The following is a 14,621-nucleotide window of genomic DNA, read 5'->3' as shown; positions in this document are numbered from 1 at the left end:
CATGTCCTCAGCGATGCAGCCACATGCGAAGAGCCGATAGAAGCTGTTCGGTATTGACCGGCTTCGCCAGATAATCGGACGCGCCCGCTTCCAGGCATTTCTCGCGGTCGCCCTTCATCGCCTTGGCCGTCAGCGCCAGGATCGGCAGCCGCCGGAACCGGGGCTCCGAACGGATGACCTGCATCGTCTCGTAGCCGTCCATTCCAGGCATCATGATGTCCATCAGGACGATCGCGACCGAGGGTTCGTTGTTGATGACGTCGATAGCTTCGCTGCCTGTCGTCGCGGTCAGGACCTTCATTCCCCGGCGTTCGAGGACGCTGCTCAGCGCGAAGATGTTACGGGCGTCGTCGTCGACGAGCAGCACAGTCTCACCGACCAGATCCTCGTCGGAGCTGTGCAACTCCCGCAGCGTCGCCTGTTTTGCGGCCGGAAGGTCGGCGACGACCCGATGCAGGAACAGGGCCGTCTCATCCAGCAGACGCTCAGGCGATTCGACCCCCTTGACCACGACGCTGCGGGCCATGCTGTGCAGCGTCGCATCTTCCTCAGCGGAAAGCTCCCGACCGGTAAACACGACCACCGGCACCTCGCCGATTTCGGCATCGTCGCGGATTTGCTCCAGCACGTCGAAGCCGGACATGTCGGGAAGCGAAAGGTCGAGCACCACGCAGTCGGCGGCATTCTGCCGAAGAGCGGCAAGAGCCTCCGATCCGGAGCCGACACTGGTGATGTCGATATCGTCGTGCCCGAGAAGAGCAGTGACGCTCAGACGTTCGGCCTCATTGTCTTCGACGAGCAGCAGATGCTTGCGACGCGGCTCAGCATAGGCCTTCAATCGCGACAGCGCCTTGCCGAGCCCTTCCGGCGTCGTCGGCTTGCTCATGAACGCGAAGGCGCCGCGGGTCAGCCCATGCTGGCGATCCTCGTCGAGGCTGATGATCTGGACCGGAATATGCCGCGTCTGCGGATTCTGCTTGAGCTGGCTGAGCACCGTCCAGCCGAGCATGTCAGGCAGGAAGATGTCGAGCGAGATCGCCGCCGGCCTGTAGTCCTGCGCGAGTGCGAGCGCGTCGCTGCCGCGCATAGCCACCAGAACCTTGAATCCGTTGTCGCGGGCGAGATCCACCAGGACGCGGGCGTAATGCGCATCGTCCTCGACGACGAGCAACACCGAGTCGCCGGCCACTATCTGGTGGCGATCGTCTTCGACATGTTCGACGGTCTTCTCGGCACGGCGGTTTGCTGCCGCCTCGGCGAATTCCACGACATTTGCCGGCGGTACCGACTTCGGCGCAACCGCGCTGGCACCGACATAGGTGAGCGGCAGGTAGAGGACGAAGGTACTGCCGACCCCCGGCGTGCTGCGCAGCTGGATCTCACCGCCCAAGAGGTTTGCCAGTTCGCGGCTGATCGCCAGACCAAGGCCGGTACCGCCATATTTGCGGCTTGTCGAGGCATCCGCCTGCTGGAACGCCTCGAAAATGATGCGCTGTTTTTCAGGTGGGATGCCGATGCCGGTGTCGACGACTTCGAAGGCGATCACCGAAGGTGCGTGCCTGAGCGAGGGATGATCGGACGACCAGCCGCTCGTCGCCGAGGCAACGCGAAGCGTCACGCCGCCCTGCGCGGTGAACTTGAAGGCATTCGACAGCAGGTTCTTGAGGATCTGCTGCAGTCGCTTCGAATCCGTGATGAGGCTCTTTGCGACATCGGCGCCGACATCGACCGAGAACGACAGGCTCCGGTTTTCGGCCTCATGCCGGAATGGCCGCGCCATCATCTCGAGCAGGTTGCTGACGAAGATCTCCTCGGCATCGACCGAGACCGTTCCGGACTCGATCTTCGACAGGTCGAGGATGTCGCTGATGAGGTTCAGCAGATCGGTGCCCGCGCCGTGGATCGTCTTGGCGAACTCGACCTGTTTTCCAGACAGGTTGCCGTCAGGGTTTTCTCCCAGCTGCTGGCCGAGGATGAGGATCGAGTTCAAAGGCGTGCGCAGCTCATGCGACATGTTGGCGAGGAATTCGGATTTGTACTTCGATGTCAGCGCGAGCTCTGTGGCCTTTTCCTCCAGCGCGCGCCGGGCCTGCTCGATCTCCTGGTTCTTCGCCTCGACTTCGACGTTGCGTTCTTCGAGCTGCTGCGCCTTCTGCCCGAGCTGCTCGTTGGTCTGCTGCAGTTCGCGCTGCTGCGTCTGAAGCTCGGCGGCGAGCTGCTGGGACTGCTTGAGCAGGCCTTCGGTCTGCATCGTCGCTTCGATCGAGTTGAGGACGATGCCGATCGATGTCGTCAGTTGGTCGAGGAAGGACAGTTGCAACTCGGTGAATTCGCCGGCGGAGGCAAGCTCGATCACCGCCTTCACCTGCCCCTCGAAATGCACCGGCAGCACGATGGCGCTTCTCGGCAGGGTCGTGAACACGCCGGAGCTTATCGGAACGACGTTGTCGGGAAGGTCGGTGACCAGGATCCGACGGGCATCGCTGGCGCATTGACCGACAAGTCCCTGGCCGAATTCGAGCCGCGCCGGATGCGCCGCCTCGCCCCCTTGCGCATAGACGGAGAGCAGCGACAAGACCGGCTTCCGCTCGTCGGCATCCACCTGGTAGATGACCCCCTGATGGGCGCCGACCAGAGGTGCGAGCTCCGACAGCAGCATCTTGCCAACCAGCGTCAGATCGCGCTGTCCCTGCAGCATATTGGTGAAGCGCGCCAGATTGGTCTTCAGCCAGTCCTGCTCGGTGTTGCGCTCGGTGGTCAGGCGCAAATTGTCGATCATCGTGTTGATGTTGTCCTTGAGCTCGGCCACTTCGCCGCGCGCGTCGACCTTGATCGAGCGCGTCAGGTCGCCCTTGGTGACGGCCGTCGCCACTTCGGCAATAGCGCGCACCTGCGTCGTCAGATTGGCGGCAAGCAGGTTGACGTTGCCGGTCAAATCCTTCCAGGTTCCCGCGGTACCGGGCACGTTCGCCTGACCGCCGAGGCGGCCTTCCACGCCCACCTCACGTGCCACCGTGGTCACCTGATCGGCAAAGGTCGCGAGCGTATTGGTCATGTTGTTGATGGTTTCGGCAAGGGCGGCCACCTCGCCCTTGGATGCGACGGTGAGATTCTGCTTGAGGTCGCCGTTCGCCACCGCCGTCACCACCTTGACGATGCCGCGGACCTGCTCGGTCAGGTTGGCGGCCATGACGTTGACGGTGTCGGTCAGGTCCTTCCAGGTGCCGGCGACACCCGGCACTTGCGCCTGCCCGCCGAGCTTGCCTTCGGTACCAACTTCGCGGGCAACGCGCGTCACCTCGCCGGCAAAGGCGTTCAGCTGATCGACCATCGTGTTGATGGTGTTCTTCAGTTCGAGAATTTCGCCCTTCACATCGACGGTGATCTTGCGCGACAGGTCGCCGCGCGCCACGGCCGTGGTGACTTCGGCAATGTTTCGAACCTGGGTCGTCAGATTGGCGGCAAGCAGGTTGACGTTGTCGGTCAGGTCCTTCCACGTGCCGGCGACGCCGGGAACGACCGCCTGGCCGCCGAGCCTGCCATCGGTGCCGACCTCGCGGGCGACACGCGTCACCTCGCCGGCAAAGGAGCGAAGCTGATCGACCATGGTATTCAAAGTATCCTTCAAGAGCAGGATTTCGCCGCGCACGTCGACGGTGATCTTGCGCGACAGGTCGCCATTGGCGATTGCGGTCGCCACTTCGGCGATGTTGCGCACCTGCGCCGTCAGGTTGCCGGCCATGGAATTGACGCTGTCGGTCAGATCCTTCCAGGTGCCGGCGACGCCGGAGACCTGCGCCTGGCCGCCGAGCTTGCCTTCGGTGCCGACTTCACGGGCCACACGCGTCACCTCGCCGGCAAAGGCGTTCAACTGATCGACCATCGTGTTGATGGTGTTCTTCAGTTCGAGAATTTCGCCCTTCACGTCGACGGTGATCTTGCGCGACAGGTCGCCGCGCGCCACCGCCGTCGTGACTTCGGCGATGTTGCGCACCTGGCCGGTGAGGTTGGAGGCCATGGAGTTGACGTTTTCGGTGAGGTCCTTCCAGGTGCCGGCGACACCCGGCACCTGCGCCTGGCCGCCGAGCTTGCCTTCCGTTCCGACCTCGCGCGCGACGCGCGTCACCTCAGAGGCGAAGCGGTTCAGCTGGTCGACCATGGTGTTCAGCGTTTCCTTGAGCTCAAGGATTTCGCCCGAGACCGATACCGTGATCTTCTTCGACAGATCGCCATTGGCGATTGCGGTCGAGACTTCGGCGATGTTGCGCACCTGCGCCGTCAGATTGCCGGCCATGGAATTGACGCTGTCGGTCAGGTCCTTCCACGTGCCGGCGACGCCGAGCACGTTCGCCTGGCCGCCGAGTCGCCCTTCCGTGCCTACCTCGCGCGCCACGCGCGTCACCTCGCCGGCAAAGCCGTTGAGCTGATCGACCATCGTGTTGATGGTCTCCTTCAGTTCGAGGATTTCCCCCGACACGGTGACGGTGATCTTCTTGGAGAGGTCGCCCTGGGCGACGGCGGTCGCGACTTCGGCGATGTTGCGCACTTGGCCCGTCAGGTTGGAGGCCATGGAATTGACGCTGTCGGTCAGGTCCTTCCAGGTGCCGGCGACGCCGCGCACATTGGCCTGGCCGCCGAGCCGGCCCTCCGTGCCCACTTCGCGGGCGACGCGGGTCACTTCCGAAGCGAAGGCATTCAGCTGGTCCACCATCGTATTGATGGTTTCCTTCAATTCGAGGATCTCGCCCTTCACGTCGACGGTGATCTTCTTCGACAGGTCGCCATTGGCAATCGCAGTCGAGACCTCGGCGATATTGCGCACCTGCGCCGTCAGGTTGCCGCCCATCGAGTTGACGTTCTCGGTCAGATCCTTCCAGGTGCCGGCGACGCCGCGCACATTGGCCTGACCGCCGAGCCGGCCCTCCGTGCCCACTTCGCGAGCGACGCGGGTGACTTCCGACGCAAAGGCGTTCAACTGATCGACCATCGTGTTGATGGTCTCCTTCAGCTCGAGGATTTCCCCCGACACCGTGACCGTGATCTTCTTCGACAGGTCGCCATTGGCGATCGCCGTCGAGACCTCGGCGATGTTGCGCACCTGCGCGGTGAGGTTCGAGGCCATGGAATTGACGTTGTCGGTGAGGTCCTTCCAGGTACCGGCGACGCCGGGCACCTGCGCCTGTCCGCCGAGCCGACCTTCAGTGCCGACTTCACGCGCCACGCGCGTCACCTCGCCGGCAAAGCCGTTCAGCTGGTCGACCATCGTGTTGATGGTTTCCTTGAGCTCCAGGATTTCGCCGGAGACGTCGACGGTGATCTTGCGCGACAGGTCGCCGCGCGCCACAGCCGTCGTCACCTGGGCGATGTTGCGGACCTGGGCGGTCAGGTTGCCGCACATGGCGTTGACGGAATCGGTCAGGTCCTTCCAGGTGCCGGCCACGCCCGGCACCAGCGCCTGTCCGCCGAGCTTGCCTTCGGTGCCGACTTCGCGGGCGACGCGCGTCACCTCCGAGGCGAAGGACCTGAGCTGGTCGACCATGGTGTTGATCGCCTCCTTCAGCTGCAGGATCTCGCCGCGCACGTCGACGGTGATCTTCTTGGAAAGATCGCCATTCGCAACGGCGATCGTCACTTCCGCGATATTGCGCACCTGCGCCGTCAGGTTCGACGCCATCGAGTTCACGCTTTCGGTGAGGTCCTTCCAAACGCCCGTCACCTCCGGCACCTGTGCCTGGCCGCCGAGTTTTCCGTCGGTGCCGACCTCGCGCGCGACGCGCGTCACTTCCGAAGTGAAGACGCTCAGCTGCTTGATCATCGTGTTGACGATATCGGCCGAACGCAGGAATTCCCCTTTGAGCGCCCGCCCGTCGACGTCGAGCGGCACGGTCTGCAAGAGATCTCCCTTGGCAACGGCGGTGATCGTCCGGGTAACGGCGGTCGTCGGCCACAGGAGATCGTCGATCAGACCGTTGATCGATCCCTCCATTTCGGACCAGGAGCCGTCCGACAGGCCGAAGCGTACGCGTGTGCTCGTGCGCCCGTCCCGGCCGACCACCTGCCCGACATGCTCGAGCTGCTGGGCCATGCGCTGATTGGCGGCGATGATGTCGTTGAGGGCATCGGCGACCTTGCCGGTGAGACCCGTCAGGTCGGACCGCATCCGTACGGAAAAGTCGCCGCGCCTGACCGCGACAAGGACTTCCAGAAACGCGCTGGCGTCGTCGAACGCCATCGTTTTTGGGTCGTGCCCATTGAGGCTGTCTACCGCAACGCTGTCGCGCGCGAATTCGCTGGTTTGGTTGCTCACGAAAATCCCCCTCTTCGACGATCGGTAATTTAGCGCTCAACTCAGAAAATGGTATGGGCCGTCCCGCGTGCATTCTAACATGATTCACCGCCCAAAATGAGCCTGATAGTTGCAGATATCGGAAATGCTCGCCGGAAACCATCTCTGTGGAATTTACGGTTTTTCTTGCGCGGGAACACTTTGCCGCCGGCTGTCGTTTCCGTCTTGACAATGGAGAGCGACATGTCGAACGTCTCAAGGACAGGCAAGGAAGAGATCAACAACGCGACCAGCCCGACCACCTTCGGAAAGTCGGTCGAGAGCCAGGCGCAAATTGAGGATGCGGCTGCGCAAGCGTCGCCCGACGCCGGTGGCGAGATGCTCAACATCTACCGGTTGGAGCCGATCGCCGCACCCGACGATCCGAGATGGGACAATTCTCCCGGACACGGTACCGTCGTCGTCGCCGCGAGAACGCCAGGCGATGCCAGGATCGTCGCCGCGGCGCGCGAACTTGACTTCATGGAAGTCGACGCAGCGCCCGCCGAGGACGTGACGACAGTCAATGCCAGCGCCTTCCGCGACGACAAGCTTTACACCGTGATCGAAATCGATCGGAACAGACGTGATATAAAGCGCGGCATCCTCGACGGTACGGTCTCGGTCGACACGATCCGGCCGGTCGAACCGGACTAGAAATCCTTACTTCACCTGGGAGTTCTCATGAATACCGCCAATCTGCAGCTCAAGGGCCTGATTATGGCGATGGCCTCGATATGTGATGCGATCGTCGATAAGCAACTGCTCACGCGCGAGGAGATCGACGCTGCGCTCTGGAAGGCTCAAAAGGCGATCGAGGAGGATGACGACCACGAGCTGTCAGGCGCCAACCGGGCGGCGATCCTGTTTCCGATCCGCGTGCTGCAGCTTGCCGGCGAAGCCGGTCGGAAGGGTGAAGGGGCCACGTTTTCAGACTATGCCAAGCGTGTGGGGAAGCTCAGCTGAGCATGTTCGAAGGCTTTTCTCTCGATACCGTCGACGCCGGGCCGGGGTCGCTTCGCGTCCGTCACGGCGGAACGGGACCGGCCGTTCTGCTTCTCCACGGCCATCCCAGGACACATATGACCTGGGGCAAGGTGGCCGATCTGCTGTCGCCCCATTTCACGGTCGTCTGCCCCGACCTTCCCGGTTTCGGCCGCTCCTACCAGCCGCTCGATGCTCCCGACAGCCGCAACTCTTCGAAGCGCGCAAAGGCGGAAGCCCTGGTTGAACTGATGCTGAGACTGGGGCACGAGAACTTCGCGGTTGTCGGTCACGACCGCGGAAGCTTGACTGCCTTCCGCATGGCGATGGATCATCCCGACCGTGTGCAGAGACTCATCATCGCCGACGGCATCCCCGTGATCGAGCATCTCGAACGCGCCGACTGGAAATTTGCGAGAGACTGGTACCACTGGTTCTTCTTCGCTCAACCGGAAAAGCCGGAACGGGCGATCTTGGCCGATCCCCTCGCATGGTATGACAAACTCTCGCCAGCGCTGATGGGAAGGCAAGCCTATGACGACCTCGTCGACGTCGTCCGCGATCCAGCCGCGATCCATGGGATGATCGAGGACTACCGCGCCGGCCTCCGCATCGACCATCTCCACGACCGCGAGGACCGCGACGCCGGCCGGAAAGTGACCTGCCCCATGCTCTGTCTCTGGTCGCTACGCGACGACATGGAGCAGATCTATGGCGATCCCGTCGCCATCTGGCGGAACTGGGCGGATGACGTGCACGGCTGCGGCATAGACAGCGGCCATCACGTGGCCGAAGAGAATCCCGAAGCGCTCTCGCAGACGATCCGGGAGTTTCTCGAACACCGATAGAACTTGAAATCGAGACACGCTTCGGTAGTGCGCCATCCGGGCAGAATGTTCAGCGCTGCCGGTTTTGCTATAAGTTGATCCATTTGGTCTTGTTTCTCGGCGGCTCCTGTGGCTATACCCCGGCCGTACACACTCATGCACCGGGATCTCTACGTGACCAGCCTCAAATCAATTCTGGCCGCCTGCGGCCTCTCCGCCATGATCGGCCTTGCCGCAAGTCCGTCTTTAGCCGGTTCGACGACCTACCCGCTGACACTGGAAAACTGCGGCGCGCAGGTGACTTTCCAGAAGGCGCCCGAGCGGGCGGTCGGCCTCGGCCAGAACAGCGCGGAAATCCTGCTGCTGCTTGGCCTCGAGGACAAGATGGCCGGCACCGCCTTCTGGCCGAGCAACGTCCTGCCGCAGCTCGCAGAAGCCAATGCCAAGGTCAAGCTTCTGACCGTCGAGATGCCGACCTTCGAAGCGATCCTCGCCGAAAATCCCGATTTCGTGGCGGCGGCTCTGCCGAGCCTGATCGGGCCGAATAGCAAGGTCGCCAAGCGCGAAGATTTCGACAAGGTCGGCGTCGCCACCTATCTCTCGCCCAGCACCTGCCTCAGCACCAAGGACGTCAAGGACCAGTACGGCAGCCGTGCCGAGCTGTGGAACATGGATATTCTCTACAAGGAGATCGACGAACTGTCGCAGATCTTCGACGTCGCCGATCGCGGCCAGGCGCTGATCGCCGACTTCAAGGCGCGCGAAGCCAAGCTTCGCTCCAGCGTTTCGAAGGACGGCAAGAACCTTTCCTACGTCTTCTGGTTCTCCAGCCCCAGCCCGTCGGCCGATGCCTATCTCGGCGGCAAGAACAGCGCGTCCGGCTTTATCGCCGACCTGCTCGGCGGACACAACGCGATATCAGCGGAAGCGGAATGGCCGACGCTCGGCTGGGAAGGCATCATCGCCTCCAATCCCGATGTCATCGTCGTCGCCAGTCTCGACCGCAACCGTTGGGAGCTCGATAAGCCGGAGGCCAAGATCAATTTCCTGAACACCGATCCGGCCGTCAGCCAGATCCCCGCCGTCAAGAACAAGGCGATCGTGATCATGGATGGCCAGGCCATGAACCCGACCGTCCGCACGGTCTACGGCGCTGAACAGGTGGCCGGCCAGCTGAAGGCTCTCGGTCTGTTGAAGTGACGGAAGCGGGCCGTATCTTCCGGCAGCTGGGAGCCGTCCTTGCTCTGCTCCTCGCCTCTTTCGGCCTCATCGCTGTCGCCATTGGCGTCAGCGTCGGGATCGGCGACCTGCCGATCCCGCTGGCGACCACGTTTTCGGCCGTCACCAACCGGCTGGGATGGACAGCGGTCGAACTGAACCGCATCCATGAGACCGTCATCTGGGATTATCGTCTCAGCCGGGCGCTCGTCGCCGCCTTCTGCGGCGCGGGCCTTGCGCTGTCGGGCGCGATCATGCAGTCGCTGCTGCGCAATCCACTTGCCGAGCCCTATGTTCTCGGCATCTCCGCCGGCGCTTCGACCGGCGCCGTCGCAATCGTCATCCTGGGAATGGGCGCCGGTGCGGTTTCGCTTTCCGCCGGCGCGTTTGCCGGCGCCTTCGCAGCCTTCTTCTTCGTCGCGCTGTTGTCGAATGGCACGCGCGGCGGGGCGGACCGCACCATCCTTGCCGGTGTCGCCGCATCGCAGCTCTTCAACGCCTCGACCTCCTATATCGTCACCACCTCGGCCAATGCGCAGCAGGCCCGCGACGTCATGTTCTGGCTGCTCGGCAGCTTTGGCGGCGTGCGCTGGCCGGAATTCGCACTGGTCTCGATCATTGTCGGCCTCGGCCTCGTCGGCTGCCTGTTTTACGCCCGCGTGCTCGACGCCTTCGCCTTCGGCGACGAAGCGGCATCCTCGCTCGGCGTCAATGTGGGTCGCGCGCGGATGGTGCTCTTCGCGCTGACGGCGATGATGACGGCGACGATCGTCAGCATGGTGGGGTCGATCGGTTTCGTCGGCCTCGTCGTGCCGCATGTCGCCCGCTTTGTCGTCGGGCCGCTGCATGTCCGCCTGCTGCCGGCCTGCGCCATTGCCGGGGCGATCTTTATGGTGCTCGCCGACATCGCGGCGCGCGCCCTCATTCCGAACCAGATCCTGCCGATCGGCGTCGTCACGGCCCTGGTCGGCGTCCCCTTCTTCTCGATCATCCTTTACCGGTTCCAGCGCGCATCATGAGCATCAAGGCCGACAACCTCATCTGGAAAATTGGCAGGAAGACCATTCTCGATGGCGTTTCCCTGGAAGCGCCGCCAGGCAGGATGCTCGGCCTGCTCGGGCCGAACGGCTCGGGCAAGACCTCACTCCTGCGGCTTCTGGCTGGCCTGAAGCGGCCGCATTCCGGCCGCGTCACGCTCGACCGCAGCGACATCGGCACGATCAGCCGCCGCTCGATCGCCCGAAGGATCGCCTTCGTCGAGCAGCACGCCACGACAAATGCCAATCTGCGGGTCATCGACGTCGTCAAGCTCGGCCGGTTCCCGCACCGGTCGATGTTTTCAGGCTGGACGAAGGCCGACGAAGAGGCGGTCGAAGAGGCGTTGGCGCGCGCCGGCATGGCGGAGAAGCGCGACGATCGCTGGCAGAGCCTGTCGGGCGGCGAAAAGCAGCGCACTCATATCGCCAGGGCGCTCGCCCAGTCGCCGCAGGAGCTGATTCTCGACGAGCCGACGAACCATCTCGACATCCAGCACCAGATCGGCCTGATGCGGCTCGTCTCCGGCCTGCCGATCACCAGCATCGTCGCTTTGCACGATCTCAACCATGCCGCCATGTTCTGCGACCAGCTGATCATCATGCAGCAGGGCAGGATCGTCGCCTCCGGCGCACCGCAGGACGTGTTGAGCGAGGATCTTCTCAGGAATGTCTTTTCCGTCGAGGCTCGTATCGAAACCTCTCCCTATCATTCGCGCCCGCATATCCATTATCTCAGATGAGAGCGGCTCTCACGTCACGATCTGCAGCGGCAAAGCGCTCGTCTTTTTCAGTGTCTTGAGGACGATGCTTGACTTGACCGACGCCAGATTGTCGGTGACCCGGATCATTCGTTCGAGAAACTGGCTGAGATGTTCGAGGTCGCGCGTCATGACCTTCATCAGAAAGTCGGCATCGCCGGTCTGCGAATAACATTCCAGGATCTCCGGCGCGGTCTCGATGAAGCGATGAAGCCGCTCGTTGCCGCCTTCCGTATGTGCTCTCAAGCTGACGAGCGTATGGGCAACGACGGTAAAACCCAGTTTCACCGGATTAAGGATGGCGACGACGCTCTGGATATATTGCTCGTTGCGAAGTCTTTCCAAACGGCGCGCGCATTGGGTCGCGGAGAGATTGACCTTCTGAGACAGCTCGCTCTGCGTCACCTCGCTGTTTTGCTGGAGAGCGGCAAGCAATTTGATATCGAACGGGTCAAGCATGGCCACCCCTCCTCATACGGTGAATTTCTGCACATTATAGTCATATCGCGCCGATTGTCTGCATGAAGGCGCCGCGGCAAGGAGATAATCGCAGAAATTCGTCACGAAAGTTCAGCTAGTCTGCGAGTCAGAATTACGGAAACGAGGTGGACTTGTGTTTGACGAACTGAACAGCCGGCCAGCCGACAGCCTGCTTGCACTCATCAAGGTCTTCGAGGCCGACGATCGCCCCGGAAAGATCGACCTTGGTGTCGGCGTCTATCGTGACGCCATGGGACGCACGCCGGTGATGCGAGCCGTCAAAGCGGCGGAGCAGTATCTCCTGGAGACCCAGGACAGCAAGAAATATCTCGGCCCAGAAGGCGATATGCAATTCGTCAGCCTCTTGCAGCCCATCATCTTCGGAAAATCGCCGACGTTTACGCAACGCCTCGTCGGCATTCAAACACCGGGCGGAAGCGGCGCCCTCCGTCTCGGCGCCGAGCTCATCCAAGCGGCAAATCCATCGGCGAAGGTTCTGCTCGGGACGCCAAGCTGGCCAAATCATGCGCCGATCTTCAGCTCGGCGCGCTTGCCGGTAAAGGAGTACGCTTTGGTCGACCTGGCGTCGCAGCAGGTGACATTCGAAAGCGTGATCGACGCCTTGTCTTCCAATCGGGAAGGCGACGTCGTTCTCCTTCACGGTTGCTGCCATAATCCGAGCGGTATCGACTTCACCATGGAACAGTGGCGGCGGATCACCGAGCTCCTTGTCGCGCATAGGCTGGTGCCGTTCATCGATCTCGCCTATCAGGGCCTTGGCGACGGCCTCGAACAGGATGCCGCGCCAACACGCATGGTCCTCGACGCAGTCGATGAGGCGCTGATCGCCTATTCCTGCGACAAGAATTTCGGTCTCTATCGCGAGCGTGTCGGCGCCCTCTATGTCATGGCCCGCAATGGTGATGACCTGAGGAAAGCCGAAAGTAATATGGCGTCCCTTGCTCGAGTCAACTGGTCCATGCCGCCCGACCATGGCGCCGCAATCGTCAGGACCATCCTCGAGAGCACCGAGATGATGGCAATGTGGCGCGCCGAACTCGAAGAGATGTGCCAGCGCGTCAACGGTAATCGGGCAGCGCTCGCCGCCGCCTCCCCCGATCTGGCCTTCATAAGCCGGCAGCGCGGTTTGTTCTCCAATCTCTCCATGTCGAAGGATACGGCAGTAGCGCTCAGAACGAGCCACGGCATCTACATGGCGGATTCCGGGCGCATGAATCTTGCCGGCATGCAGCCGGCCGACGCCGGCGCCATTGTCGCGGCGCTTCGAGCCGAAGGCTGCCTGAAATCGTCGACGGTCGCCTAGCCGAACGCCCGCATTGGAGTCTTCAGATGAGCAGGAAAGAAACAACCGGTCAGGCGATGACCCGTTCCCTCGTCGACCATGGGATCGACACGGTCTTCGGCATCCCCGGCGCCCACATGTATGATTTCAACGATGCCCTTTACGGCGCCGGTGATAAGGTTCGGTTCATTCACACCCGGCACGAGCAGGGCGCCGGCTACATGGCCTACGGCTATGCCAAGTCCACCGGCCGGATCGGCGCCTATACCGTCGTGCCTGGCCCAGGCGTCCTCAATTCCGGTGCGGCTCTCTGCACCGCTTATGGCGCCAACGCGCCGGTGCTTTGCATTACCGGCAACATCATGTCCCATTTGATCGGTCAAGGCAGAGGGCAGTTGCACGAATTGCCGGATCAACTCGCCACGATGCGCGGAATCACAAAGACGGCGGAACGCATCAATCACCAGTCCGAAACCGGTCCTGTCATGGCCGGGGTCGTCAGTAAAATGCTCTCCGGCCGCCAGGGTCCGGGAGCGGTCGAAGCGCCATGGGACGTCTTTGGACAATCCGGCCTCGAAATCGACCTTCCCGTCGGTTCGAGAGCGCCTTCTTCGGTCGTGAACCTGGATGCGATCGCCGCCGCAGCGGCATTGATTTCAGGTGCGACGAATCCGATGATCATGGTCGGCGGCGGTGCGGCAGATGCCGGCGCCGAGATCGCAGCACTTGCAGAATTGTTGCAGGCACCCGTCACCGCCCATCGCTCCGGCAAGGGCATCGTCGCCGACGACCATCCGAATTTCCTGAATTTCGTCGCCGCCTACGAATACTGGAAGAATACTGATGTTCTGATCGGAATCGGCAGCCGGCTCGAATTGCAGTTCATGCGATGGAAGTGGCTGCCCAAAGGTCTCAAGGTCATCCGCATCGATATCGATCCGACCGAAATGGTCCGCCTCAAGCCCGATGTCGGCATCGTCTCGGATGCCAAGGCGGGCGCACAGGCTCTGCTCGATGCCCTGGCAGTTTCCAACCGCGAGGATCGCACGCTCGAATTTGCCGAACTCAACAAGGAGGCCAGGTCTCGTTTCCAGGCAGTACAGCCGCAGCTGGCCTATCTCGATGCCATCCGAGAAGCTCTCCCAAGGGACAGCTTCTTCGTCGAGGAAATCTGCCAGATGGGCTTTACCGCCCGATTTGCATTCCCGGTCTATGGCCCTCGCCAGTACGTGACATGCGGTTACCAGGACAATCTGGGTTTCGGCTTCAACACGGCTTTGGGCGTCAAAGTCGCCCATCCCGACAAAGCCGTTATTTCTGTTTCCGGCGATGGCGGCTTCATGTTCGGCGTTCAGGAACTTGCCACTGCCGTCCAGCACAAGATCAATGTCATCGCTCTCGTCTTCAACAATTCTGCCTTTGGCAACGTACTGCGCGACCAGAAACAGGCGTATAAGGGTCGCTACCTTGGCTCGGACCTCACCAATCCGGACTTTGTCGCCCTTGGCGAGAGCTTCGGCATTCGCGCGTTCAGAGTGACGAACCCCGGCGAATTGAAAGACGCAATCGAGAAGGCCCTCTCTCTCGACGAACCCGCTCTCATCGAGGTTCCCGTCGAAAAGGGATCCGAGGCGAGCCCCTGGCCCTTCATTCATCCGGCTCCGCACGCCGAATGATGCCAAACGACAG

At 62.1% G+C, this 14,621-nt stretch carries 10 protein-coding genes; 8 read left to right on the top strand and 2 right to left on the bottom strand.

Annotation, left to right across the window (positions count from 1 at the left end):
* Positions 1-7: 7 nt before the first annotated feature.
* A complete protein-coding gene (locus OIU37_RS24040; RefSeq protein ID WP_264258840.1) occupies positions 8-6,307 on the bottom strand; it encodes a HAMP domain-containing protein in 6,300 nt (2,099 codons plus the stop codon).
* Positions 6,308-6,517: 210 nt separating this feature from the next.
* Between OIU37_RS24040 and OIU37_RS24035 the strand changes: the two genes are divergently transcribed.
* The 6 genes from OIU37_RS24035 to OIU37_RS24010 all read left to right on the top strand — a co-directional run bounded on the left by OIU37_RS24035 (position 6,518) and on the right by OIU37_RS24010 (position 11,131).
* Positions 6,518-6,982: a hypothetical protein gene (locus OIU37_RS24035; RefSeq protein WP_171603936.1), complete on the top strand. Its 465-nt coding sequence runs from the start codon at positions 6,518-6,520 to the stop codon at positions 6,980-6,982.
* A 27-nt stretch (positions 6,983-7,009) separates the two neighbouring features.
* Positions 7,010-7,291, top strand: coding sequence for a hypothetical protein (locus OIU37_RS24030; RefSeq protein ID WP_171603801.1), 282 nt, complete (start codon positions 7,010-7,012; stop codon positions 7,289-7,291).
* Positions 7,292-7,293: 2 nt separating this feature from the next.
* Positions 7,294-8,157, top strand: a complete 864-nt coding sequence (locus tag OIU37_RS24025; RefSeq protein ID WP_168308294.1) for an alpha/beta fold hydrolase — start codon at positions 7,294-7,296, stop codon at positions 8,155-8,157.
* 153 nt (positions 8,158-8,310) lie between these two features.
* Complete coding sequence (locus OIU37_RS24020) at positions 8,311-9,336, top strand: ABC transporter substrate-binding protein (RefSeq protein ID WP_171603800.1); 1,026 nt, start codon at positions 8,311-8,313, stop codon at positions 9,334-9,336.
* Positions 9,333-10,373 (top strand): iron ABC transporter permease, encoded by a 1,041-nt coding sequence (locus tag OIU37_RS24015; protein ID WP_171603799.1) that lies wholly within the window; start codon positions 9,333-9,335, stop codon positions 10,371-10,373. Before OIU37_RS24020 ends, OIU37_RS24015 begins: the two co-directional genes overlap by 4 nt.
* A complete protein-coding gene (locus OIU37_RS24010; protein ID WP_182209850.1) occupies positions 10,370-11,131 on the top strand; it encodes an ABC transporter ATP-binding protein in 762 nt (253 codons plus the stop codon). The genes OIU37_RS24015 and OIU37_RS24010 overlap by 4 nt, the downstream gene beginning before the upstream one ends.
* A 9-nt stretch (positions 11,132-11,140) precedes the next feature.
* On the opposite strand, the gene OIU37_RS24005 is transcribed toward OIU37_RS24010, so the two are convergent.
* The gene (locus OIU37_RS24005) at positions 11,141-11,608 is read right to left on the bottom strand and encodes an Lrp/AsnC family transcriptional regulator (RefSeq protein WP_264258839.1); all 468 of its coding nucleotides are present in this window, start codon (positions 11,606-11,608) and stop codon (positions 11,141-11,143) included.
* Positions 11,609-11,762: 154 nt separating this feature from the next.
* Here OIU37_RS24005 and OIU37_RS24000 point away from each other — a divergent pair, with 154 nt between their 5' ends.
* Both OIU37_RS24000 and OIU37_RS23995 read left to right on the top strand, forming a co-directional pair.
* Positions 11,763-12,953 (top strand): amino acid aminotransferase, encoded by a 1,191-nt coding sequence (locus OIU37_RS24000; protein WP_264258838.1) that lies wholly within the window; start codon positions 11,763-11,765, stop codon positions 12,951-12,953.
* Between the two features lie 26 nt (positions 12,954-12,979).
* Positions 12,980-14,608 carry a thiamine pyrophosphate-dependent enzyme gene (locus OIU37_RS23995; protein WP_264258837.1) on the top strand — a complete coding sequence of 543 codons (1,629 nt, stop codon included), beginning with the start codon at positions 12,980-12,982 and terminating at the stop codon, positions 14,606-14,608.
* Positions 14,609-14,621 lie beyond the last annotated feature (13 nt).

It is taken from the genome of Rhizobium sp. BT-226 (genome assembly GCF_025847085.2).
Taxonomy (GTDB): domain Bacteria; phylum Pseudomonadota; class Alphaproteobacteria; order Rhizobiales; family Rhizobiaceae; genus Rhizobium; species Rhizobium sophorae.
The sequence above is the reverse complement of the archived record's forward strand: the minus strand, read 5'-3'. Positions and strand labels throughout refer to the sequence as shown.

Bases quoted from the DNA above. Each gene is read 5' to 3' on its own strand.
- OIU37_RS24030 (WP_171603801.1), top strand. From the start codon at position 7,010: ATGAATACCGCCAATCTGCAGCTCAAGGGCCTGATTATGGCGATGGCC.
- OIU37_RS24025 (WP_168308294.1), top strand. From the start codon at position 7,294: ATGTTCGAAGGCTTTTCTCTCGATACCGTCGACGCCGGGCCGGGGTCG.
- OIU37_RS24005 (WP_264258839.1), bottom strand. From the start codon at position 11,608: ATGCTTGACCCGTTCGATATCAAATTGCTTGCCGCTCTCCAGCAAAAC.
- OIU37_RS24010 (WP_182209850.1), top strand. From the start codon at position 10,370: ATGAGCATCAAGGCCGACAACCTCATCTGGAAAATTGGCAGGAAGACC.
- OIU37_RS24035 (WP_171603936.1), top strand. From the start codon at position 6,518: ATGGAGAGCGACATGTCGAACGTCTCAAGGACAGGCAAGGAAGAGATC.
- OIU37_RS23995 (WP_264258837.1), top strand. From the start codon at position 12,980: ATGAGCAGGAAAGAAACAACCGGTCAGGCGATGACCCGTTCCCTCGTC.